This is a genomic window from Cryomorpha ignava (assembly GCF_010686655.1).
GTDB classification, from domain to species: domain Bacteria; phylum Bacteroidota; class Bacteroidia; order Flavobacteriales_D; family Cryomorphaceae; genus Cryomorpha; species Cryomorpha ignava.
Genome location: NZ_JAAGVY010000002.1, coordinates 211,723 through 236,478 on the forward strand (window position 1 = coordinate 211,723; position 24,756 = coordinate 236,478).

21 protein-coding genes and 1 pseudogene are annotated in these 24,756 nt (G+C 39.5%); 14 read left to right on the plus strand and 8 right to left on the minus strand.

The window, feature by feature from the left end:
- The first annotated feature begins 67 nt into the window (after positions 1 to 67).
- Positions 68 to 997, plus strand: a complete 930-nt coding sequence (locus G3O08_RS02225; RefSeq protein ID WP_163283028.1) for a class I SAM-dependent methyltransferase — start codon at positions 68 to 70, stop codon at positions 995 to 997.
- A 6-nt stretch (positions 998 to 1,003) separates the two neighbouring features.
- On the opposite strand, the gene G3O08_RS02230 is transcribed toward G3O08_RS02225, so the two are convergent.
- Positions 1,004 to 1,705, minus strand: a complete 702-nt coding sequence (locus G3O08_RS02230) for a DUF3291 domain-containing protein (RefSeq protein ID WP_163283029.1) — start codon at positions 1,703 to 1,705, stop codon at positions 1,004 to 1,006.
- 296 nt (positions 1,706 to 2,001) lie between these two features.
- On the opposite strand from G3O08_RS02230, the gene crtD reads away from it, so the two are divergent.
- From crtD to G3O08_RS21055, 10 genes and pseudogenes are all read left to right on the plus strand, one after another.
- Entirely contained in the window at positions 2,002 to 3,468 is a 1,467-nt protein-coding gene (gene crtD / locus G3O08_RS02235; RefSeq protein ID WP_163283030.1) for a 1-hydroxycarotenoid 3,4-desaturase CrtD, read from the plus strand.
- Positions 3,465 to 4,124 carry a carotenoid biosynthesis protein gene (locus G3O08_RS02240; RefSeq protein WP_163283031.1) on the plus strand — a complete coding sequence of 220 codons (660 nt, stop codon included), beginning with the start codon at positions 3,465 to 3,467 and terminating at the stop codon, positions 4,122 to 4,124. The genes crtD and G3O08_RS02240 overlap by 4 nt, the downstream gene beginning before the upstream one ends.
- A 203-nt stretch (positions 4,125 to 4,327) precedes the next feature.
- Entirely contained in the window at positions 4,328 to 4,519 is a 192-nt protein-coding gene (locus tag G3O08_RS02245; RefSeq protein WP_163283032.1) for a cold-shock protein, read from the plus strand.
- Positions 4,520 to 4,854: 335 nt separating this feature from the next.
- Positions 4,855 to 6,264 carry an FAD binding domain-containing protein gene (locus G3O08_RS02250; protein WP_163283033.1) on the plus strand — a complete coding sequence of 470 codons (1,410 nt, stop codon included), beginning with the start codon at positions 4,855 to 4,857 and terminating at the stop codon, positions 6,262 to 6,264.
- The gene (locus tag G3O08_RS02255) at positions 6,261 to 8,513 is read left to right on the plus strand and encodes a xanthine dehydrogenase molybdopterin binding subunit (RefSeq protein ID WP_163283034.1); all 2,253 of its coding nucleotides are present in this window, start codon (positions 6,261 to 6,263) and stop codon (positions 8,511 to 8,513) included. Before G3O08_RS02250 ends, G3O08_RS02255 begins: the two co-directional genes overlap by 4 nt.
- A gap of 112 nt (positions 8,514 to 8,625) precedes the next feature.
- Positions 8,626 to 9,006, plus strand: a complete 381-nt coding sequence (locus tag G3O08_RS02260; RefSeq protein WP_204336750.1) for a hypothetical protein — start codon at positions 8,626 to 8,628, stop codon at positions 9,004 to 9,006.
- Positions 9,003 to 9,956: an XdhC family protein gene (locus tag G3O08_RS02265; protein WP_163283035.1), complete on the plus strand. Its 954-nt coding sequence runs from the start codon at positions 9,003 to 9,005 to the stop codon at positions 9,954 to 9,956. Before G3O08_RS02260 ends, G3O08_RS02265 begins: the two co-directional genes overlap by 4 nt.
- A gap of 781 nt (positions 9,957 to 10,737) precedes the next feature.
- Positions 10,738 to 11,622: a hypothetical protein gene (locus tag G3O08_RS02270; RefSeq protein ID WP_163283036.1), complete on the plus strand. Its 885-nt coding sequence runs from the start codon at positions 10,738 to 10,740 to the stop codon at positions 11,620 to 11,622.
- A complete protein-coding gene (locus G3O08_RS21050; RefSeq protein WP_239540840.1) occupies positions 11,619 to 11,792 on the plus strand; it encodes a hypothetical protein in 174 nt (57 codons plus the stop codon). The genes G3O08_RS02270 and G3O08_RS21050 overlap by 4 nt, the downstream gene beginning before the upstream one ends.
- Positions 11,793 to 11,813: 21 nt before the next feature.
- A pseudogene (locus G3O08_RS21055) lies at positions 11,814 to 12,188 on the plus strand (GNAT family N-acetyltransferase); the annotation flags it as partial.
- A 197-nt stretch (positions 12,189 to 12,385) separates the two neighbouring features.
- Here the strand turns inward: G3O08_RS21055 and G3O08_RS02280 are convergent.
- The 7 genes from G3O08_RS02280 to G3O08_RS02310 form a co-directional block, all read right to left on the minus strand.
- Positions 12,386 to 13,609, minus strand: a complete 1,224-nt coding sequence (locus tag G3O08_RS02280; RefSeq protein ID WP_163283037.1) for a C45 family autoproteolytic acyltransferase/hydolase — start codon at positions 13,607 to 13,609, stop codon at positions 12,386 to 12,388.
- A 638-nt stretch (positions 13,610 to 14,247) separates the two neighbouring features.
- Positions 14,248 to 16,098, minus strand: a complete 1,851-nt coding sequence (locus G3O08_RS02285; RefSeq protein WP_163283038.1) for a biotin carboxylase — start codon at positions 16,096 to 16,098, stop codon at positions 14,248 to 14,250.
- Between the two features lies 1 nt (position 16,099).
- Positions 16,100 to 18,871, minus strand: a complete 2,772-nt coding sequence (locus G3O08_RS02290; protein ID WP_163283039.1) for an aminotransferase class I/II-fold pyridoxal phosphate-dependent enzyme — start codon at positions 18,869 to 18,871, stop codon at positions 16,100 to 16,102.
- A gap of 2 nt (positions 18,872 to 18,873) precedes the next feature.
- Entirely contained in the window at positions 18,874 to 19,278 is a 405-nt protein-coding gene (locus tag G3O08_RS02295) for a VOC family protein (RefSeq protein WP_163283040.1), read from the minus strand.
- A gap of 139 nt (positions 19,279 to 19,417) precedes the next feature.
- A complete protein-coding gene (locus G3O08_RS02300) occupies positions 19,418 to 20,332 on the minus strand; it encodes a carbon-nitrogen hydrolase family protein (protein ID WP_163283041.1) in 915 nt (304 codons plus the stop codon).
- Positions 20,329 to 21,648, minus strand: coding sequence for an aspartate aminotransferase family protein (locus G3O08_RS02305; protein ID WP_163283042.1), 1,320 nt, complete (start codon positions 21,646 to 21,648; stop codon positions 20,329 to 20,331). The genes G3O08_RS02300 and G3O08_RS02305 overlap by 4 nt, the downstream gene beginning before the upstream one ends.
- 359 nt (positions 21,649 to 22,007) lie before the next feature.
- Entirely contained in the window at positions 22,008 to 22,424 is a 417-nt protein-coding gene (locus G3O08_RS02310; RefSeq protein ID WP_163283043.1) for a DUF6157 family protein, read from the minus strand.
- A 282-nt stretch (positions 22,425 to 22,706) separates the two neighbouring features.
- Here G3O08_RS02310 and G3O08_RS21795 point away from each other — a divergent pair, with 282 nt between their 5' ends.
- The 3 genes from G3O08_RS21795 (at position 22,707) to G3O08_RS02325 (ending at position 24,589) form a co-directional block, all read left to right on the plus strand.
- Positions 22,707 to 22,934, plus strand: a complete 228-nt coding sequence (locus G3O08_RS21795) for a DUF433 domain-containing protein (protein WP_163283119.1) — start codon at positions 22,707 to 22,709, stop codon at positions 22,932 to 22,934.
- Positions 22,935 to 23,170: 236 nt separating this feature from the next.
- Complete coding sequence (locus G3O08_RS02320) at positions 23,171 to 23,944, plus strand: peroxiredoxin-like family protein (protein ID WP_163283044.1); 774 nt, start codon at positions 23,171 to 23,173, stop codon at positions 23,942 to 23,944.
- Between the two features lie 390 nt (positions 23,945 to 24,334).
- Positions 24,335 to 24,589 (plus strand): hypothetical protein, encoded by a 255-nt coding sequence (locus tag G3O08_RS02325; RefSeq protein WP_163283045.1) that lies wholly within the window; start codon positions 24,335 to 24,337, stop codon positions 24,587 to 24,589.
- The last annotated feature ends 167 nt before the right edge of the window (positions 24,590 to 24,756 follow it).

Here is a 24,756-nt window from a genome sequence, read left to right on the forward strand (position 1 = left end):
TTGATTTCTGATATACTAGATCTTTATTTTTCACCAATTTGGTCATCATTTAAATATAAACTACCCAATGATTCAACTTACTCAATGTCCTATTTGTAATGCCACATCTATTGGATTTTTTATTAAGACAACAGCTCAGATGCATTCGAATAAAGAGTTGTTCAATTTTGACCAATGTGCTGAATGTAAGTTGGTTTTTTTAAATCCGAGAGTACCGCTAGATCAACTAAAAAATTATTATACCTCTCATTACTTACCTTATAGAGGCGCAAAAGCGTGGGGGAAGTTTGAGAAATTGGTAGAGAACAGCCAGCAAAAATTGGATTTGAAACGGGTCAACAGGGTAAAAGCGGCTCACACGATTTCATCAGAATCTTTGATTCTGGATGTTGGCTGTGGGCTACCAAGTTTTTTAAAAGCTTGTAAGCAAGAGTTGAATTGCAAAACCTTGGGTATCGACTTTAGCGATGAGGGGTGGAAAGATCAATCTGCTCATTTCGAAGGGCTAGATTTACAAGTGGCAGAAATTAAAGACTTACCGGGCAGCCTGCATCCAGATGTAATTACTATGTGGCATTATTTAGAGCATGATTACACTCCGCTTAAAAACCTGTGTTATTTAAAATCTATTTCGAAACCAACTACTAAACTCATCATCGAAATTCCCAATTTCGATTCAGCAAGCAGAAAAAAATATGGTAAACACTGGGCAGGTTGGCATACACCTCGCCATATTTCTTTGTTCTCTCCCGATAATGTAGAGCTACTGCTTCAAAAAAGTGGATGGAAAGTTTCAAAACTACTTACTTACGGCACCATGGATCCATATTTGCTCTACTGGATGAGCGAGATGGAACAAAAAGGAATCAATTGGGATAAAAATATGGCGAACGAATTTTGGGAATTTGTGCTTGGAATGGTTCTGTTTACGCCAAAAAAGCTGATGGAAAAAAAATCTTCTCTTGGCATTATGACAGTTCTTGCCACACCACAGTAGCATTTCTTAAAAAACGAGGAGGTCTTTCCCTTCCCAAGTGCCAGTAGATTTATACGGTTGAAATCTTGAAAATAGCTCTTCTTTATACCATTCGTTCTTGCGCGTTCTTCTGATAGCTTCTATATGTTGTTTGCTTTTGTAGGCAAACTGTTTTACTGATTCAAAGTCTTTCCATAAGCTAAATGTGGCCATTTGAACTATGGGAACTTCTCCGACTCCTTTGGTATATATTAAACCTTCATTTCCGTCTAATGCTTCTTGTGAAGTAGGAACATACTTCCAAAACTGAATGAGCCAATTCCATTTAATGGTCGCTCTGGTAATTACAGCAATAGGTAAATTAGGATTCAAATCTGCCCCTTTCTCAAAAGGGTTTTTGCCAACCCACGTCCCACCTGCTGAAATGTTTTTCATGTAAAGTGTAAACAACTCACTAGTGTGGTCGGCGTATTGCTGAATCAAGTCAGAAGAAGTGAAAAAAGTATGGGCAGCTTCTTCAGATTTCCATACTTGAAGTAGGCTGTAAACTGACCAGTCAGGCAAAGGATTAAAACCCTTTCCTTTTCCACTGCCCAAAAGGCGATAAAACGTTAAACCCTTCACATCAGCTAGATCTTTGTGGGCAAACTGCATCATTTTAAAACCCCAGGCCTTGTTGCTGAAAGAAGAAAATTTGAAAAAGGAAATAGTCGTGATTTGTTGACTCATCTTCAATATTACTGATAATTTAAACGTCTCAAAAGATGTTTTTTTATCGTATGATGTTTTCTCAAATTAAAACAGCTCAATACGCGAGTTGTTTTGTTGCCCAAGAATAGTAAATTAGGTAGGATTCAATTCAGACTATATTCGTATTACAAAACGAAATAGAACAGTATGCCAATATTTAATCTGCTATATCTCTATTAAAACTTGAATGAAGTCATGCAAAACCCACGGCAAACTATTTAGAAATAGCATGAACAAATCTCCAAGAAAAGAGTTATTTTCATCGAATGCTTAACATGAAGAAGGCTATTGTTATTGGCTCCGGTATTGCAGGTATTGCCACTGCGTTAAGACTCAATAAAAACGGATACGAAGTAAGTGTTTTTGAATCCAACAGTTATGCTGGTGGTAAAATTCATGCGTTTACTAATAAAGGTTATCGGTACGATATGGGGCCTTCTTTATTTACGATGCCGCAATTAGTTGATGAGCTTTTCATCCTTCACAACAAGAACCCCAAAGATTATTTTAATTATTCAAGAAAAGATGTGGTTTGTAACTACTTCTGGGATGACGGCAAGCGATTTTCGGCTCCAGCGAACCAAGGTGAATTTATCAATAGCGCTGCAATTGAATTTAATACATCACACGAAGTATTGAGAAATTACCTAACCGGGAGTAAAGAGAAATACGATTTAACGGAAAATATATTTCTTAGGAAGTCATTGCATAAATGGAGCACCTATCTCTCGTTCAGTACATTAAAGTCACTTATCCAAGTTGGTAAGCTTCATATTAATAAGAATCTAGATCAAGTAAATCGCCAGTATTTTGATAATCCAAAATTGCGCCAACTCTTTAATAGGTATGCTACTTATAATGGATCATCACCCTATAAAACGCCTGGTATTATGTCTATGATACCGCATTTAGAAATGCATTATGGGACTTTTTACCCGAAGGGTGGCATGCATGAAATTTCACAAAGTTTATACCGACTGGCCAAAGATGTAGGTGTATCCTTTCATTTCGATGAACCTGTTACAGCTATTAATATTACGGATAAAGTCGCAGAAGGAATTACAACTGCAAAAGCCATCTATAAAGCCGATTTAGTAATCTCAAACATGGATATTTTTGGTACGTATCAGAATTTACTAAATGAAGAAAAACAACCAAAAAAAATATTACAGCAAGAACGGTCGAGTTCTGCTATCATCTTTTACTGGGGAGTTCATAGAGAATCTTCGGAATTAGACCTTCATAATATTCTGTTTTCCAAAGATTATCAAGAAGAGTTTAATAAGATATTTGAAGAAAAAATACTCGCTGATGATTTGACGGTTTATATAAACATCACGAGCAAAGAAGATGAATCAGACGCGCCTGAAGGGTGTGAAAACTGGTTTGTTATGGTCAATGCTCCTGCAAATTTTGGACAGGATTGGAAAAGCTTGATTGCCAAAGCACGACTGTCCATTATCACGAAAATAAATACCGTCTTAAAAATAAAAATCGAAGACCTGATAGATAGTGAACAGGTGTTAGATCCAATTGGGATTGAGACTAAAACAGGATCGCACCGTGGATCGTTATACGGCACATCAAGCAATTCAAAATTTTCTGCTTTTCTGCGGCATGCCAACTTTTCTTCAGCTTATAAAAACGTATTCTTTTGCGGTGGCTCTGTTCACCCCGGAGGCGGAATTCCACTTTGCTTATTGTCAGCAAAAATTACTGCCGATTTATGTACCAAACCATGAGAGCTCTAACCGTAAATTTCATAGATGATAACCATAAAGCTATTGCGATAGCTACACTCTGGGTATTTCACATTGCAGCTGTAATAGGCGTTACAGTAGGTTTTAAAGACTGGTTTATCTCTAAAACTCCTTTAACCCTAACGTTAATGCTCGTAGCGCTCATCATCTACTTTCCGATTAAGAAATTGAAATATTGGTTATTAGCTGGTATAATCTTTTGTTGTGGATTTTTGGTAGAATGGATTGGTGTTCACTATGGAATAATTTTTGGAAAATATCATTATGGAGCAAACCTAGGTTCAAAGCTAGATGAGATTCCGCTGATGATCGGCGTCAATTGGACAATTTTAGTGCTCATTACAGGGGCAATAAGCGCAGCGCTGACAAGTAAAATATGGCTTCGCATTATTATCGCTTCGATACTTATGGTTTTTCTAGATTTTTTTATGGAAACATCTGCTCCTGTTTTTGATTTTTGGATTTGGGATATTGGTCACGCACCTTTGCAAAATTACATTGCATGGTTTGGTGTCGCTCTGGTACTGCAATTCTTATTTCAGGCTTTCAAAATAGCTGGTGATCTTGCCATTTCGTTACATCTTTACGCTGCACAAGTGCTATTTTTTATGTATTTCTATGTATTTCACAATTTTTGATTTTGCAATTTAGGCAATAGCTTTAGCCGATTCATATCTAGAGCTGGCCATGAAATATTATATCGACTTCCCGAGCTTTCGATACTCTAATATTAGAAAAAAAACAATCAACAATAATATGATAATTAAATTCTTACCAAGATATTAGTGAGAACTATGATAAAACCTTACATTTATAGATAATTTAATTTATACCTTATAATATGAGTAACGGAACAGTAAAGTTTTTCAATAATTCAAAAGGATTTGGATTCATCACTCCTGATGATGGCAACAAAGATGTATTTGTACATGCAAATGGACTAGAAGATGAAATCAATGAAGGTGACAAAGTAAGCTACGATGTAGAAGAAAGTCCAAAAGGATTGAATGCAATAAATGTCAAAGTACTTTAATTTATCTCTTTGAACATATTGATTAGAAAAAGCCTGTCATAATTGATAGGTTTTTTTGTTTTCGGCAAGGTTTAAAATTTGAAAAAGCGCCACCTAAACTTATTTAAGCGTTTAATAACCAGCTGCTGATTGCGATCCTTTTTGTGGCCAACCATAAAAAAACAATGAGTCCGAAAATAGAAATTTCTATTCTTTCGGAAATAAAACTTGAGAAACCTATAACCTATCGCTCAAAACCTTATTTAATAAATTCAAATCGTATTACTCTCTTCGTTTATTACTCGAAAAAACAAATCTCATCACTCCACTCATTTTTTTTATCTTGCTTGTTCTATATGATAGATTTTATACTTAACAATCAGATTATTAAAACATCCGCTGGTGCGGGTATTACATTACTCGATTTTATTCGGGATTTTCAACAATTAAAAGGCACAAAAATCGGCTGCCGCGAAGGCGACTGTGGCGCTTGTACTGTTTTGGTTGGTGAATTGGTCGACAACAGCGTTGCTTATCAAAGCATTACCTGTTGTATTTCTCCTTTGGGAAATGCCAATGGAAAACATATTGTTACCGTAGAAGGAATTAATCTACCCAAAGAACTGAACACCGTTCAAAAGGCTATGGTCGACAATTTCGCAACCCAATGTGGTTTTTGTACGCCTGGTTTTGTGGTTTCTATGACCGGTTTCGCTTTAGAAAATAAGATTAACACGACTTGCAATGATGCGATAAGCGGGAATATTTGTAGATGTACTGGCTATAAGTCTATTGAAAAGGCTGGTTTTGAAATCGAAGAAAAATTGCAGCAAAGAGATAATAATCATCAAATAGACTGGCTCATTAAAGAAGGTTTTATTCCAAATTATTTTGAAACGATCGCCGAAAGATTAAAACAACTCAAAACGCAGCATTCGGAGATAGAATCTTCAAACAGAGTAAAAGTTGCCAATGGAACGGATTTATATGTTCGCCACGCTGATAAACTGGCTGATGAGAATGTCGAACTATTAGCAGACAAAAAAGAACTAAAAGGCATTTTATTTTCAGAAGGTGTATGCACACTAGGAGCAAATACCACTGTTACAGAAATTGCGAACAGCACCGAATTACAAGCGTTATTTCTGAAGCTGAAAAAGTTCATGAAGCTTATCTCTTCCGAACCTATTAGAAATATGGGAACCCTTGGTGGAAACTTTGTAAATGCATCTCCAATTGGTGATATGTCTATTTTCTTTTTAGCCTTGAATTCTACTTTGACGATTCAAAAAGAAGATGGAACCGAAAGACACATTCCGTTTCAAGAATTTCACCAAAAATATAAAGTATTTGATTTACAGGAAGATGAGATTCTAAAATCTCTTTCTTTTAAAGTTTTAGATGCGAATGAATCTTTCAATTTTGAAAAGGTAAGTAAGCGTACGCACTTAGATATTGCCAGTGTAAATTCAGCTGGAAGACTTTCTGTAAAAAACAATATAGTGACTGATGCTCACTTCGCAGTAGGTGGAGCCGCCGAAATTCCAAAATACTTACATAAAACAAGCGAATTTTTAGTCGGAAAGGCTTTAAACGCCGAAACGGTAAAAAAAGCTGAAGCGGTTTTACAATCAGAAATTTCTCCGATTAGCGATGTGCGTGGTGCATCAGAATACAAGCGCTTATTGGCAAGACAGTTGTTTTATGCGCATTTCATCGAATTGTTTCCAAGTGAAATTGAACTAAATAAACTGATCGGGCAATGAAGAATATTGACAGCTTTACACACGTTCGAGGCGAGTCGCTTTATGTTGACGATTTAATGCTGCGACAAGATGTTTTATTCGGATTGTGCTTCGATTCGCCTAAAGCGCATGGGAAAATAAAATCGGTAGATTATTCCAAAGCGGAGGCATTAAAAGGCGTCATCAAAATTTTTACATACAAAGATATTTTAGGCGAAAATCAAATCGGCGGAATCATTCAAGATGAGCCGCTATGGGCAGAAGATGAAGTCCATTTTTGGGGTCAACCCATTGCTTTTATTGTTGCCGAAACTGAAGCCATTGCTAAAAAAGCACGGGCTCTAATTACGATTGATATTGAAGAATTACCTGTAATTACAACGGCCAAAGAAGCCAAAGAAAAGGGGAGTTTTATCAATGCACCGCGTTCTTTTAAATTGGGCGATTCCGCAAAAACATTCGCTGATTGTGAGTATGTTTTTGAAGGGGAAACATTTTCAAATGGTCAGGAACACTTATATTTAGAAACCCAGGGATGTTATGCCGTTCCACAAGAAAATGGCAGTATCAAATTGACTTCATCTACACAAGGTCCAACTGCTGTTCAAAAAACAGCCGCTAGAGTTTTGGGCGTTCCAATGCATAAAATTGAAGTAGATGTCATTCGATTGGGTGGTGGTTTTGGTGGCAAGGAAGATCAGGCAACACCTTGGGCTGTAATGGCAGCTGTGGCAGTACAATATCTAAACCGTCCGGTGAAATTTATGCTCAACCGGCACGACGATTTGCGCATGACAGGTAAGCGCCATCCGTATTCTTCTTTCTATAAAATTGGCTTGACAAAAGATTTAAAAATTAAAGCTTTTGAAGTTGAGTTCTTACAAAATTCCGGTGCTGCTGCAGATTTATCTCCGGCTATTGCAGAGCGAACACTATTTCATGCATGCAACAGTTATTTTATTCCCAATGTGAGCACCACCGTTTATAGTTGTAAAACCAATTTGCCTCCCAATACTGCCTTTCGCGGGTTTGGTGGCCCGCAGGGAATGTTTGTTATTGAAAGTGCCATTTCAGCTGTAGCTGATAAAATAGGAATAGACAGAAGACAAATTCAGGAAGAGAATTTATTGGCCGAAAATGATGAATTTTCTTATGGTCAAATTGCAACGCAAGTAGAAGCTAAAAACACCTGGTTTTCTGCTAAAGAAAAATTTCAATTTGAAAAATTAGAGGACGAGGTTTTCGCTTTCAATCAAGAAAATAAACGCTTTACAAAAGGGATTTCGTTGATGCCGATTACTTTCGGAATTTCATTTACAAATACACAAATGAATCATGCGCGGGCCTTGATTCATATTTATTTGGACGGAAGTGTAGGAGTTTCTACCGGAGCAGTGGAAATGGGGCAAGGTGTAAATACAAAAATGCTGCAGGTGGCTCAATCCGTTTTGGGCGTTTCCGCAAATAGAGTTAAAATAGAAACGACCAATACAACTCGTGTTGCCAATACTTCTCCTTCTGCTGCAAGCTCTACTGCCGATTTGAATGGGAAAGCAGTGGAAATGGCGTGCAAATCCTTAATTGACCGCTTACGCAAAGTAGCTGCCAAAATGCTTTCATCCGAAGAAAAAAACATTTCTTTTCAGGAAGATTTTGTTTACTTAGATGCTGAGAAAACAGCCCTTTCTTGGGAAGAACTCATTACCCAAGCGATGGCTCAACGTGTTGCGCTATCAGAGAATGCACATTACGCAACACCCATCATTCATTTTGATAAAACCAAAGAGAAAGGGCATCCATTTGCGTATCATGTGTACGGAACGGCAATCACAACTGTAACGGTTGATTGTTTGCGAGGCACGTATGAAATTGATGCTGTAAAAATGGTACACGATTTTGGAAAATCTATGAATTACGCAGTTGACATGGGTCAAATTGAAGGTGGTTTAGCGCAAGGAATTGGTTGGATGACGATGGAAGAAATTGCTTATGGCAAGGATGGACGTTTATTGTCGAATGCCTTATCGACTTATAAAATTCCAGATATTTTTTCTGCTCCAAAAACGGTCGAAACCATTCCGTTGGAAACAGAAGGTAGTGAATGGGCCATTAAGAAATCAAAAGCTACAGGTGAACCGCCTTTGATGTATGGAATAGGTACATATTTCGCCATTCAGAAAGCTGTAAAGGCATTCAATCCAAATTATAAATTAAAATTCCATGCACCTTTTACGCCAGAGAAAGTGTTGATGGGATTATACGAGAAATAAGGCAATCAAACTTCAATTCACAAAACAAAACATACTTCGTGGTGCTATTATTTATAGTGCCGGAGATACCATTGCCGCTTTTTTATTGCACGAATTTTCTATTTATCGATTAGTGGGAATCATGTTAGTTGGTGCAACGCTTTATGCATTTGAAATTCCAAATTACTTTGCATGGATTGAGAAGCGAACCCTTTCTTTAAGTGGAATTAAAAAAACCTTGGCAAAAACAGGATTGGCGATAGCATATTTTAATCCAATATGGATTTTTAGACATTTGGCTTTCATTAAATTATTCTCCGGAAATTACGCGCAAATCAACGGCAACTTATTGCGTATTGCATTTTGGTCATTTTTATTAAATATTCCAATTTCGTTTCTTGCTAATTATTTGATTCAGAATAAAGTAAAGCTCGATTGGCGGTTTATTGCAAGTGCTATTTTTTCGGCAATCATGGCTGTTTATTACGCATTAAGTGAAACTATCTTTCAATGATTTTCTGGCAACACATATTAGATAAACTTCAAGACAATCAAAAGCTATATGTCTTAACCGTAATTGAAAATTTCGGAAGTTCTCCCGGGCGCAAAGGTTTTAAGATGTTGGTTGCTCAAGATGGATTTATCTTTGGTTCAGTTGGTGGTGGCGTAATGGAGTTTGCTTTAGTAACAAAAGCAAAAGAGCTTTTACAAGAAAAAAATCAACCGACGTTTATAAAAAAACAAATTCACAAAAGAAACATTAAGGATGGTTCTGGAATGATTTGTTCCGGAGAGCAAACAGTTGCATTTCATTGTTTGGATTCTGGGAATATTCCTGTCATAGCAAGTATTGTTTCCTGCTTAAAAAATGGAGAAAAGGGAACGCTGAGACTGTCGCCGGATTCTTTTGATTTTTTGAATAAGCTGTCTGGAAATCAGTTTGAATATCAAATCAATTCAGAACTAGATTGGTTTTTTGAAGAGCATATTGGTTTTAGAGAAACGCTGTATATTGTTGGTGGTGGTCACGTTGGGGTAGCTGTTTCAGAAACATTTGTAAACCTTGGTTTTTATGTGGTCGTTTTTGATAATCGAGAAAACTTAAATACGCTAGAAAACAACAATTTCGCACATCAAAAATCGGTTGTGAATTACAAGAATATCGCTGATTACATCCCACAAGGAAATTCTAGTTATGTCGCAATTATGACCAATAAATATACGGATGATAAATTGGTTTTAAGTCAGCTTATTAGGAATAAGTATAAATTCATCGGCGTTTTAGGCAGCGTAGCAAAACTAGAAACGATGTGGAAGGCTTTATTGAAAGAAGGCTACACACAGGAAGAGTTGGACGTGATTTACGCGCCTATTGGTTTGTCCATAAAAAGTCAAACTCCAGAAGAAATTGCGGTGAGTATTGCTGCGCAGATTATTCAAATTAGGAATTTGGAGAGGGGATAGTCTTGATACTTAATTATTTTCCAACCGAAGTTCTTTCTTGAGAAGAAGAATGTTGTTGGTGGTTGGGTGGCAAAATCAATTTGACTTACAATAGTTTCGGTATACGGAAAGAAATCAACTGAAAAGGAAAGGAATAAGGTGTGCGAAAACTTACGCGCTGAAAATCCAAAATTCGCATTATCTGAATTGGTGTAGGAAATTGTGGTTTTACGTAAAAAAAGAGATGAAAAATAAACCCGCAGGTAACAATCTAAAAGCCATAATCCACTTAGAACATCTAAAAATGAATATCTTGCAATAGGTAAACATTAATTTAAATTGATACTAGTTGCTTCGGAACACAACACTATGCTAATATTTGGCTGTATCTTTAAGCGAATGCAAGACATATAAACTAACAAAGATGGAAAAAAGTCTTTCAAACATTACTAGTAGAAACTTAAGTATAGAAACCGTTTCTTTATCAAATGGCCTTTATTTTATAATCTTACAAAGTGGAGACAAGTGGGCAACTGGGAAATTTATTATAGAAAAGTGAATGAAGACGGAATGCCAACAAGTAACATTGTCTAAATTCAATATCGGATATAGTGCACTTCTAAAGGGTTGTAGCCTGCTTCTACTCCCTGGTAATTTGGCAGGTTTGAAGCAGTCGGAAATTTACTCTTCCTGAAAATATGGGACTAACAAAAAATGACGTTTTAATGATTCACAAGAAATACATAGTTGTCTCTTATGCTGCTTGCCTCACGGATGGAGACTTTCAAATCATGCTACCACTATGCCACACATCCTCAAAAACAAGAATTTAGAAATTCTAATTGACCTGCCATTTGAAAATTACTGCCTCGCGCGATTTGACTGGACAGGAAAGATTGTGAGCCTGAAATTTCAGAATGTTCGATTGGCAGGTATTGAAAGGACAGATGTTGCAAACGAAAATATTCTTGGAAAAGGATTTTACAATGAATTTGGAATCGACACCGCGCTGGGTTTTGAAGAAGCCGCAATTGGTGGTTGGTTTCATAAAATAGGGGTGGGGGTGTGCAAGAAAGTGGATAGTAAATACAATTTTATGAAACACTATGAAATCAAGCCCGCCAATTTTCAGACTATTGCTGAAGACAATCGAATTGTGATTACCTGCAAATCAGAATCGGTAAATGGATACGCTTACTCGCTGAGAAAGAAAATCGAACTTCAGGAAAGCAGTTTTGGCATAGCGTACTTTTTGGAGAATACCGGTGAAAGGGATATTCGCACCGATGAGTATGTGCACAATTTTTTGGCTCTAAATCATGAGCCTATCGGATCAGATTATGTGCTGAATTTTCCGTTTGCATTAAAACCAGAACTATTTGTGGAAAAAGTTAATCCCGAATCGAAAGTAATTATAGGCGATAATTCAATCAAATTTAATGGCGTGCCCGAAAAGGAATTCTTTTTCAGTAATCTTACCGGCGGAGAAAATGTTGATGTGGGGTGGAAGCTATCGCACCTGTCAACTAAAATAGGAATTCGCGAAACCACGAGTTTTCAATCTAGCAAAGTGAATGTATGGGGATGGCGGCACGTGATTAGCCCCGAGTTATTCTTCAAAATATTTCTTAAGCCGGGTAAGACGATTGAATGGTCCAGAAATTATTCAATGTACAGATTATTATGAGCGAAATAAAAATAGAAACCGGAAGAACGGTGTTGAGATTGATTGAACTATCAGATTTAGAAGTCATTCACAATCTTCAGTCCTTGCCGGAAACGGATGAGTTTTATGCTTTAGGAATTCCAAATAACATAGCCGAAACTAAATCTAAAATAGTTCCTTGGATTGAATAAAATAAATCGGCTGAAAGCAAGAATTATACTTTTGCCATTGAGGATAAGTTGAGTAAAAATTTCATTGGTTTATTTGGGTTTAAACTTTCGCACAATAAATACCGCAGGGGAGAAGTTTGGTATAAGATTCATATCGCTCATTGGAATAAAGGATATGCCACCGAGGTTTTGGCTGCGATTATTGACTTTGGGTTTGAAAAACTCAACTTACACAGAATTGAGGCCGGATGTGCAGTAAATAATGTTGGATCAATTAGGTTACTTGAAAAAGTAGGAATGAAAAGAGAAGGAAGGGGCCGAAAAGTTTTGCCATTGAAATCTGGTTGGTCTGATAATTATGAGTATGCCATCCTCGAGACTGATGAGCAGCGGGAAATGCAACATGAATCACGATGATCGCCTGAATAAATCGAAAAACAAATTTATTTAATGATTATAGCTTCTTCCTTTATTAGATACTATTAATTTTCAAAACAAAAGGCTCCGAAAGAATTTCTTTTGAAGCTTTTTGTTTTGTTTTATATGGTTTTTGGGTAGGTGGATGCGGCCATTTGTTAGAAGTATTAGCTAAATGCTTTTAACTATTTGAGTAGTTAAACTTTTTCACTCCCCACCTTTATCCACGCGTCAGCTACTTCTTGCCACGGGTAGGTTTCGCCAGCTTTTGAAACACTATCCATTTGCGCTAGCAGTTCTTGAATTCTCGCCGAGATTGAATGAAGAGACTCTGCATTGTGTTCGTGGTTGGCCCATGAGCGTCCGTATTCCGTCCAGTAGTTCTCCACAGCTCCAGTGTAATCGGCTTGAAGCTGATCGGCTGGAATTGCGTTGGTGGTCGAAACTTCAATTCTTTCGCTATAGCTTACAGCTGTAACGCCTTCCTGAAAATTGTCAAAAGTTTGACGCAGCCTGATACCTGGCCATCTCAATTCCATAGCGCCTTCTTTGGGTTGGTACACTGCCGTGTAAATGGTTCCAAAACCCTGGCTATATTTTCTGTTAAAGAGCGGAGCTTTTAGAAATGCGTCCGCAATTTGCTCGCTTGTGCGTTCGTCTTGAGCCAGCATTTCATGCAAATAAAGCTCACGCTCAATAGTCTTTGTAAATGCCGCATGCTCTGGCCAATCTACCACTCCTTGGTGGTTGGTAGAAGCACTGAGGTCGGTGACTACCGGTGCGCGATCTGGCGCCAGTTGTACCAAATTGTGCTCGCCCTGCTTATTCATCAACATAATGTTGTAACTCATGTGCGAAGGTATACGCTCAAGAGCCGCTACGGCTTCTGTCAAAGTTGTGCAATATTCCATCACGTAGCGAAGGATAAATGGAATTCCAAATCCAACGCCAACCACTTTTCGGCCGCCAAAGGTTAGCGAAACTACCAGTCCGCTGTCGTTCATTCCATCTACCACGCCAATAAGGCAATCGCCCATGGCTATTACGCTGCGGCCATTCCAGGCAGATTGCAGCAAAGTGCCTTCACTAAGGTTCGGATCAAAATCGTAATTGCGCACCAATTGTGCTTCTTTTTCGCTTACTATCTGAGCGCATCCGCTTATGTAAGCTGGTGGTTGATAGCCGGTAAGAAAACGATGTGCCACCGGATCTGGCCCCGCCAATTTGCAAAGGTGGAGATAGGTGGGATAAAACTCGGGCATGTACTTTTTCAACTGAGCCCGGCAGGTTTTTAAGTCGGGACTATTGGCATTCATTTTCGATAAATACCAGCCTTTGTATGCCGGCCAGTGTTTCTGAAAAAGTTTTTGCCATTTTTTTCCGGGTTTCTTTTCGGATATTGAGTGAATATCAAGATTCATTTATTCGTTATTTTAGTAAGGGTAAGATTTTTCGTTAAGTATAAATTGTTTCTAGTAAACCGTCATTCGGTTTACAGATTTTTGATGTTGTAAAGTGATAACCCTTACAAATAATTATTCCGTAAAAACGGTAGTGCCTCTGGCACTTCTGAAAGATAGCTTATTTTTAGCCCAGGAATAAATTCCTGGGTTAAAATAACTGTCGTGCCGCTGGCACTGAGAAGTATTCAAGGCTTGAACTTGACAACTTGCTTCCAGCTAAAGCTCATGGATTACACCAAGTAAAGCATATCTTCATTTCGTGCAACTTCGTGATTAAAGAAACATTTAGTTCAACCAAAATCCTTAGCTTTATATCAACTTAAATGTTTTCAAAATAATCAGATCAGCAAAAGCGTTTTTAAAATTCCGTTCCTACCTTTATTTTGAGTTTGATTTTGCGTCCAAATATATCTTCTTCGAAAGTTGTATGTCTGAGCTATAGAGTCCAATAGCAAGCGCTGTGCTGAGCATTTCGACACGCTCAATGACCACTTGTCGAAGTAGCGCACGCCCTTTTGGAAATCAAGGAGTTGACATTTGTCAATGACTGTTTCCAAAAGAAGTGCAACGCCGATATTGGACTATATAGCCTGACATTACTTCATCAAGTTCGTGCTCAACTCTTGCGCCAAAACACGTTTATCTTCAACTATTGTAGAAGCATACTGACCTTGAATGGCTGCAATCCATTTCTTGGCGCGAGCATTCAACTGAAATGAATCTGTCATCATTCTTCCACGCGAAACCAAAATTCCCATGTCGGCACCTTCGTATAGGTAGTCGCCTTGTTTGGTAATGCGCATGAAGAAGGCTTCACTCTCACTTTCTACCGCCCGTCTGTGCGTGTCCATTCGGTCAAACTGAATATGGCCGTTGTCAAACATTTTCCAGATACCCGATCTTGGAGCTTGATCAACGTATTCAATGGTATCGGCTGTGTGCTTCACAATAAGCTGACTCCAGCTGTCCACATTTTCTTCGGTTGACCAGCGGTCGTTGAGTGCTGTTACATCTAGTTCGTAATCTACGTCCATCCACTCCAAAATATGGAAGATAAAAAGTGGAGCATCTGCCAGTGCAAATACGGCATGGTTCGTAATTGAGCTTGCACCCGTAACACGTGGATTTAACTCGCCAAGGTAAATTTCTCCATTATCCTGATCAATCAGGTAATCCAATTCGAAATAGCCTTTGTAACCTTCTTTTCGAAGCTGATCTCCAAAAAGACGGGTGTATTTTCGGGCTTTCTCTCTCAATTCGGGTGTAAATGCTCCCGGGTAAATCTCGTTTCCGCACCAACCACCTTTGTAAGGGGTAAGTTCTTTAAATCCGACCAATTCTGTCATTAGCGGAGCTACAACAGTTCCGTGTTTGGTTACGCAGGCTTCAATTGCAGAACCTTTACAATTGATGCGTTTCATTATTTTTACTTCTTTCTCTTGCTCTATCTCGTCGGCATATTTGTTATACTCTGCTTCATTCGAGATGAAAAAAGTGGTATGGCCGGAATCACCAAAGGGCGTTTGAATTACCAAATCGTTTCCGAGCTTGGTGGTGAGTTTTTGAAGGTGCTCGTAGTTCTTAACTTCTGATAGTACGTTAGGAACGCATGGTACACCGGCTTTCATCGCCAATCTGTTCGTATTTACTTTGTTGTCGAGAAAGGTGCGCATCTTTGCAGAAGGAAACATAATTTCCAGTCCTTGTTTTTTTGCTAACTTCTCTGTTTCTTCATTAAACATCAAAAACATGGCTTTACCGGCTTTCTTGCCTTTAGACCTGGTTTTAAGATAGTCTTGCACTTCAGGGTGCATCAGCAAGTAGTTGTTGATGTCTTCGATACTTGTAAAATCATCGTGTGGAATTTCTTCTTTCGGTGAAAATACGTTGGGGTGAAGTCCGTCGAAACATTCAATGTAACTGACAAACTTAAAGCTCTTAATCCATTCATCTGCACCCAAAAGGTTAAAATTGGTGGCACTGATGAAATATATAGGGACTTCGTTTTTGTGAAAGTACCTGCGAATATCAGCTACGCCTTTCAATTTCATTGATGCAGCCTTATTAGCTGTGGGACGTTTTTTGGCGGAAGTCTTTTTCTTGACCGCCTTCTTAACAACGGTTTTGTTTGCTGCGGCTTTTTTGGCCACAGGCGTTTTAGCAGCTGGTTTCTTTGCAGTTGCTTTCTTTGCAGTTGCTTTCTTTGCAGTTGCTTTCTTTGCTGCAGGCTTCTTAGCGTCAACGCCAGTCGTTACGGGTTTTGCAGCAGCCGTAGGCTTTTCTGCTGCCGTATTCTTAGTCGCTGGATTATTGGCCTTAGCTTTCTTAGCTGCCGGTTTTTTAGCGGCATTACTTGCAGATGCCGGTTTTGCAGATGCAGCTGGTATACCCGATTTTGTTTTTTTCTCTTCTGTCTTTTTAGCGTTCTTCGTATCTGTAGTTGCCATTTTATTTATTGTTTTTGTTAGTACCAGCCTTTATTTTCTTGTTAGAAATCCCCGGCCGGCCGATGGCTCCGATGGAAGTCGCTGTCATTTGTCTGTCTAATACGCTTTGCTTGAAAACGCGTAATCCCAAATCGGCGCGATAACCGTGTATTTCTGTAACATCCAGAGCAAGCATGAATTTTATAATTTCTTCTGTGGCTACCTGCCCAGGCACTAAAACTGGAAAGCCCGGTGGATAAGGTATTACGAATGATGATGCCACCAGTTCCTTATTCTTTGCCATCTCGGCAAGGCAATCTTCAAGCGGAATATACGTATAATTTTCTTCGTCGTAAGTTAGAAAGTAAGCTTCGCGCAAATTTCCACCCGGAATGCCCGGAACCGCTTGAAAAGATGTGTGGAAATAACTGAAATCAGGTAGGGGTGGTACATCGTTTGTGAGCGACCAAACCTTTTTATTGTGAATCTCAAGTTCGCGAGCATCAAGGGCATGTAATCCGCTGTCGAGCATTTCAGAAATGCGCAGCAAAGCATTGATCAAATAAGTAATGCTTCCGCGGCTTGTGCCAATATTGGTCATAAAAAGCACGGTATTACGCGATGTCTTATTGATCTGGATATTAAATTTATCCATCAAAAACTTGTTCTTAAACGTATCGCCATCCACACCAGTGCGACCAATGTGTAAGGTAATCTTGGTTGGATCAAGCACAAATTCATCTTCAGCCCAAGCGGTTTCCATTCGGTTCCAACCTTTATCTCTGGTGTAGTATTCGGCAATGTCCGTTTGGCGGTATTTCGATGGAATAAAATCTTTAACCGTAAGCACATCAAAATACTTGTTTAGCGCCGGGTCATCGTTAATTTTGGCACGAAGCGACATAGCGAGTTCAATGCCGCGCTCTACCAATTCATATCCTTCAAATTGTACCTGCCGTCGGCCTGCATCAAGCGAAGCCAGCATTTGATAATTTGGCGAAGTGGAAGTATGCGTCATGTAGGCTTCCATAAATGTCGCCTGGCTTTTTCGGCGGAAATCCTGATCCCAAATATGAATCATCGATCCCTGTCGGAAGCTACTCAACGTTTTGTGCGTGCTTTGGGTGGCATAAGCGCGTATGCGTACCTTATCTGGGTCTGGCAAGCAAGGTTGTTCGCCTTCCGCCAATGACTTTATATGCGCGTCATATTCTTCGCGATATGCAGCAGTTTGGTATCTCTTCTCCAGCTTTTTAGCCACAAACATAGCTGTACGCTTTTTGAAGGTGTATGTAAATCCGGCAAAGGCAAACCAGGCTTCATCCCACAGGAAAACCATATCGGGCTTAATAGCCAATACTTCTTCCATCATGCGCTCTACATTGTACACCATTCCATCAAATGTGCAATTTGTTAAGAGCAACATTTTTACTTTATCCAGTCTTCCGCTTTTGCGAAGAAGGTGGAGTTTCTCGATGATCTCATGCCGGGGAACGGCGCCATACATCGAATATTTTTCAATAGGGTAGGAGTCAAGATACACTGGAAAGGCGCCCGAAAGTACAAGTCCGTAATGATGTGATTTGTGGCAATCGCGGTCAATAAGCACCACGTCTCCGGGAGCTACGATGGCCTGCATTACTATTTTATTGGCTGTAGAAGTTCCGTTTGTCACCAAAAAGGTATGCATAGAACCGTAGGCGTCGCGGCACATTTCCTGCGCCTTTTTAAGCGGCCCTGTGGGTTGAAGTAAGGAGTCAAGGCCACCGGTAGTAGCAGAAGTTTCGGCCAGAAAAAGATTGCGGCCGTAGAAATCACCAAAATCGCGGATCCAGCGGGATTTGAAAATGGAACCACCACGTGAAATCGGCATGGCGTGAAATACACCTGTCGGCTTTTGGCTGTATTCCATTAATGCAGTAAAAAAGGGAGTCTCATAGCGTTCTGCAATTCCGCGGATGATGCTAAGATGTATTTCCTGAAAATCTTCCTTTCGGTAAAATATTCGCCGAAAGGTGTTTATAGTGCTGTCTTTAAGATCAGCTAATACGGTATCGGTTACATAATAGGTATCAATTTCGGGCCTGAACTGTTTAATTACTTGTCCCAAAAGAGGACCAAGGTCTTCGTCTTTGCTTTGGACAGGGCCCAAGTCTAACGCATGTTGAATATAAGGCCTGATTAACGGGTCTATTTCTTTCCATGAAAATGGGGGAGCGTAGCGTATTACTACCGATTGAATGTTGGTATTAAAAAGCAAGGTGATAAGCGCATCCTGAAATGAGCGCTGCACAACCAAACTATATCTAAATTGCTCGCTGCTGCTGCGCAAACTTGACAGTTTTTGGCGCATTGCCCGTTCATCGCTTTCAGAAATATTCTCAACCAAAAGTACTTCAAAATAATTCTGCTTCGTGCCTTCCGGCTGATCGATAGTTTCAATCTCGTCGCCCTTTTCGTTGTCCATCCGCAATTCTTCGCCACTTCTAAAGCTGTCGCTGATCAAGGCTCTCCTAATATCGGCAACGTTATGCGCCATGGCCACATATTCGTGCCGGTTAAAAGCTTCCTGTAGCGACATATATTTTCGCATTCCCGGAAAGGCAAAATTATGCTCGATTTGAGACAGATTGCTCAATAGAACTTCGCAATCTTTAACCTGGGTCTTGGCCGAAGCAGAACCTTCCGTTGCTTCTGACAAGCTCACAGATGCCGATCTCAATTTGTTCCAGAGATCCATTCGGAGCTGGCCAATGTTGTAATAGGGAGCGTTAACGACTTTTTTCTTTGTCATAATTATTCGGAGTGTAAGGCGAGTTTATTTCCTTCGCTGTCAATGAAAATGGCGAAGTAACCCGACTCTTCATTGATGAATGTTTTGGGCATGATGATGCGTCCGCCTGCATCGGGCACCCGTGAAAGAATGGTTTCTAGGTCTTTACCACCATTGAGGTAAAGCAATGGCCCAATTTGACCCGGAATAGAACCGGGGCCGTGCACTACCGCGCCACCAACACCAGAGCTAGTCGGAAATACGGCCATGGAATGTGTGGAGCTTACCACGCGCTCCATCTTAATGTTATAGATATGATCGTAAAAAGCAACCGCCTTCTCAAAGTTGAGCGCCGGAATTTCAAACCAACTCACGAAGTCCTTCAGTTTAGTTTCTGTTTTCATTTTCCTTCCTGTTGTTGATCCCATGTTTTAGTTTTTATTTCGTTGCCCCGCGATAAATCGACGGGGGTACATGAGCGTATCCCCGTCAATTTATCGCAGGGCAATACACTCGTGGGGCAGACTGCCGCGCAACGCGGGGCGTTAGCAAGCAGAACCGCCAAATTTAAAAAGTTGGTGCCTGTGGTATTTCCATTTTGTATTCTTCCAGTTTCAATTCGGCAAGTCTTTCCACCCTTTCAGGTTTAATCAACGGGCCTAACGAATTTAGATAAGTTAAATCGGTACCCGGTTGGTAAATTGTAAATTGCCCGATGTGATCTCTAAAGCTTTTTAAGGGTTGCCCCAAATGCAGAACACCCAATTCGCGGCTGCGCCTTACTCTTTCGATATTTAGCTCAAGCGGAAAAATCTCTTCATTTCCGCCGGCCTCATAAAGTACGCGACCATCAGGACCACACACTATCGACCCACCGCTGCCGCCTGTATCCAATCCATTCACATCAAAGAAGAAGCATTGGTTTACTGCCGCCATGGCTCGGACAATCGAGAGTTCAATTTCGCGGTCTATTGTTCCCGTAAGGGTAGGGTGAAGAATAACTTCGGCTCCCATTAACGCTAAGGTGCGCACTGTTTCGGGAAACCACATATCGTAGCAAATAGAAACGCCAAATCGGCCTACATCTGGTACATCAAACACGCAGTATTCGCTTCCGGGTGTTACGCCAACTTCATACGGGTAAAACGGAAACATTTTGCTGTAGCGTTTTACAACTTCTCCTTGTGGATTGATAACAGTGGCGGTATTGTAAATAGCTCCTTCTCTGTTTTCGAAAACAGAACCCGGCAGTAACCAGATGCCGTACTTTTTGGCAAGAGCCTGCATTTCTGTTTCAAAATGGTTTGGTATAGCTTGCGCGGTTTTAATCAACGGCCCGTAAGGACTCAATTCACTAAACACAATCATCTCTACCCAAGGATAAAGATTCATTGTAATATTAATTTTTAGCTTCATCATTTCCACATTGGGAACGATGGCCGAAACTTTCATTTGAATTCCGGCAATGGCAAATGGCTTCATATAGATTTTTTTATTGATTCTGTGATAGCTGTTTCTAAAATAACGAGTCCGCGGTTCAATTGTTCGTCAGTAATTACTAGTGGTGAAAGAATGCGAATTATGTTTTTCTCCATTCCGGCACTGATTATTATCAAATCGTTGTGGGCACAATGTCGCACTATTTCATTGCACAGATCAGAATCTGGTTGCTCAGGGTCGTTGTGTTTCACGAATTCAATTCCAATCATGGCTCCGAGTCCACGCACATCTCCAATGCTACTGTATTGTTTTTTCAGGTTGTGTAAGCGCTGGTTTATCTGGTCGGCTATATAATTAGCACGGGAATTCAAATCCAGCTCTTCCATCAATTTGATGGTCGCTAAAGCAGCTGCACAACACACCGGATTTCCGATGTAGGTACCGCCAATGCTGCCAGATGCAGCTGCGTCCATTACTGCGGTGCGTCCCACTACAGCTGCAATGGGCATTCCCGAACCCATAGATTTGGCGTAAGTGCTAAGGTCGGGCGTTACGCCGTAATGCTGCCATGAAGCCCAATAGCCTGTTCGACAAAATCCGCTTTGAACTTCATCGATAATGAGCATAATTTCATATTTATCGCAATGGGCGCGCAAGCCTTCCAAATAGCGTTTTGGTACTGGATTAAATCCGCCTTCGCCCTGAACTGCTTCAATAATGATGGCAGCTACAATAGATGGGTCTACTAAATTATGGGTACTCTTTTCTAGGTGATCCAATTCCTGATCGATAAAGGCTTCATAATCCATCCCTTTTCCGTAAAGGTAAAAATTGGGGAAACGCAGTCGATAAACTTCTGGCGCAAAGGGTCCACAACCTATCTTATAACCTATTTTGCTAGTCAAAGTCATGGCCATCATAGTGCGACCGTGATAGGCTTCCGAAAAACCAATTACTGCCTGACGGCCAGTAGCTTGTCGGGCAATTTTAACGGCATTTTCAACTGCTTCGGCGCCGGTGCTCACCAGCATAGCCTTGGTTTCGCCGCCGTGTGGCAGAATTTCGATAAGCTTTTCGCAAAGCTGAACATAAGGCTCATAAGACACTACGTTAAAACTGGTGTGCAGGTATTTTGCGGCTTGTTCTTGAATGGCTTTAACGACCGACTCGGGGCAATGGCCGGCATTCACTACGCCAATTCCGCCGGCGAAATCTATTAGCTCTCTTCCGTCAACATCAGTAATGATAGCGCCCCTGGCATGTTGTACAGTGGCAGTGTTGAACACGCCAACACCATTGGCCACAACTTTTTTTCTCCTTTCCAGGAGTTCTACAGATTTTCTAGTTTCAGCAATCATTAAAATACGTTATTATATAGAAAAATGATATTTCGAATGATCAACATTTGCAGATGAGCCTCAATAGAATTATCAAGCTATGCATTAGGCTTTTAAGCTCAATCTTGAGAAAAGGTATTGGTGTAACTGCCGCTTGTGTTAATCCGTGCTAAATATAACAAAAAATTATTGATATTGTTTTCCGGGTAGAAATTAGTAACATAAACGTCTATAAACCAGTGTATCAAACGGCTGGCTAAGTTTAATCTAAAATCAGTATTAAATAAAATATTTAAGCCAAATTCCTTGAAGTATAAATGATTTTTGGATAAGGAGGCTTTGATCACCTTAAGTTTTTTGGTGGAATATTGTGCGATATATTAAGCTCGCTTCGAGCGCATGGCTTTTACTTTTGCAATTTGTGAATTGATTATCAGGTCTTTGTATTGATCGGTTTCCATTCCAAATAAGGCAAGCTTTCCTTCAGCGTCGCTGTGCACACCAAATCCATATCTTTTGCAAAGAGGTGAAGCTCTAAAACACGGTTGCCCTTTTGAAAAGAATTTAGTTCTTGCCTCATCCAATTCATCTTTTGAAAGACCTTTTCTTAGCGCAAATACTCGAAATAGTACATCATCTGAAGTGTAAATGTATGGCTGATCGTTAATTATCTCAAACTGCAAGTTCACCACCGATTTTTGATCTCCAATTAAAGGTGGCATCACTCCCGCTGCTACAGGGCAATCTTCGGCCACCTCAATAAGGGTGTTGACGTAATTGGTTGTATGGACTTTCATTTTTATTATGAAGGTAATGAATTGAGTGATAATCTGGAGAAGTGTGGAGAATTATTTCTGATTATAACTTGAAAATGATGTGACTACATGAATTCTATTCGAAATTGTTAAATCAAAAGTTCGGAAATTACAGTTCGAAGTTTAAAGGGTTCTTAGGTGGTGATAGAGAGAATAACTTTAAACCAATATTAAATAGTTGATTGATCCAAAATTAATTTTAAATTCTCGGAAAGCTACCTGAACGAAATCATTTCGTATATTTGAATATGGAAATAATTAAGGATCTTACTAACTACTAATTCTGAAATTCAAAATGGTCAGCCCGTTTTTACTTGCACCCGCGTTCCTGTAGAAACTCTGTTTTGGCATTTGCAAAAGGGGATTTCAATAGATGAGTTTCTTACGGATTTCCCAAGTGTAAAAAGGAGTCAGGTAATTGGGGTTATCGCTATTGCTCGTAAAATCATGACGTCGGAAAACGTTGATAAAATTTATGAAGCTGTTGCTTGATGAGAATTTACCAAAGAAGTTGAAATTAGATTTTCCCTTACATGAGATTTTTACAGTTTTAGCGGAAGGGTGGAGTGGTAAAGGTTTTTGCTTGGGATTAAAATGCAGTAAATTTTTAGAAACTGTTCTTGCATAAATTTTCCTTTGCTTTGTATTCGCCGGGCTTGAATGTTTCGTTTAGAATAGTAATCAAGTAGTATTTCAACCCCAATTAATTTTTTGATATTAAGATACTTATGAAGTACATTCTATTGAGTTCAATCGTTTTGAGTTGTGTGGTAATATCATGCAGTAATGAGAAAGAACCAAGATATACCGAAACCAATTTGCAAGAAAAAAATAAAGTCGCCGTCGAGATGGATGACAATAAGCAATCTCTGAAATCGCTTTTAGATGCAAAGAAAGGAGCTTTTGAGTTGAAAGCAGACGACAATAAAAAGAAGATTTATAAAGCAGGTATTGACGCAGTTGAGACTAGCGGAATACTTGACAAGGCTCTGAATGTTGGTGATATTGCTCCCAACTTCGTATTGCAAAATGCCATGGGTAAACCTGTAGAGCTCTACGAGTTTTTGAAAAAAGGAAAAGTGATATTAACTTGGTACAGAGGTGGCTGGTGTCCGTATTGCAACCTTACGCTCAATGAACTGCAATCAGAATTGCCCAATTTTGAGGCCAATGGGGCAAACCTCATTGCATTGACTCCAGAACTACCTGACAGCTCAATGTCAACTGCAGAAAAACTCAATTTGGAATTTGAAGTGCTAAGCGATGTGGGAAACAAAGTTGCAAAAGAGTTTAATATCGTATTCAAGCTTACAAGCGATGTGGCTGACAGCTACAATAAAGCCTTTGATATGAATGGCTATAATGGCGATGAATCGAATGAGCTTCCGCTACCTGCAACTTATATAATCAACGAAGATGGCCGAATAATATACGCTTTCTTAAATGCAGACTATCGCAATAGAGCTGAACCTTCGGAGCTTACTGAAATATTGAAGAAATAATTTTGGGGCATCAATGGGTTTACCGGTTCTGGTAAAATTACCGATGCCGGTAGATTGCAATATGAATTTGATGCTGAAAGTTGTTTCACCTTCAAAAATTCAATTTTCCATTTTCATGGCTATGAACTCCAAATCCAAAGTGAAAATGACACACCGAGAAATAACTGAATTTATGGAGATCACGGCCGACTACCCATGAAGGGGAGTTGCAATCTGGTTCGGAAATACAGCGTAGTTGAAAAGGTGGAGAATGGTTGGGGAATTTCCGCGCAAACAATAATTGAACTTTACCATTGAGAAGATTAAAACACTTAATTTTGATTTTCATGAAACGCCGGGAATCAAAAAACTGAACTAACTTTAGTTTTGCGTTTTAATACAAATTATTGCATGGGAATAAAGATTGCATACTACAAGAAAAGCGATTGGGATCGGGTGACGAAAACAATGGACGACCGGGAAAAAATGCACGATACCTGGCAAGAGTGGCATAAAGAATACTTAAAAGTAAAAATCAATTTTATCAAAAAGGGTTTTAAGGTTGTAGTTGTGGAAGTAAATCCTGATGAATTGATGCTATATTGTGCCATACGAGGAATAAAAAACACCAGCGCAGTCCGATCGCAGTTTGTACAAGATAAATAGTAACTTAATTTTGAAAGTTGAAATAAATAAGAGAGATGACACTACGGGCGGCATTAACAACTAAGCCAATTAACAATCTGGCGAAACTTCCTGAACATAAATTAATATAGGTTTTGGATTTTGCAGAATTTCTTTTGAATAGGATTGATGATCAATTATTGACCGAA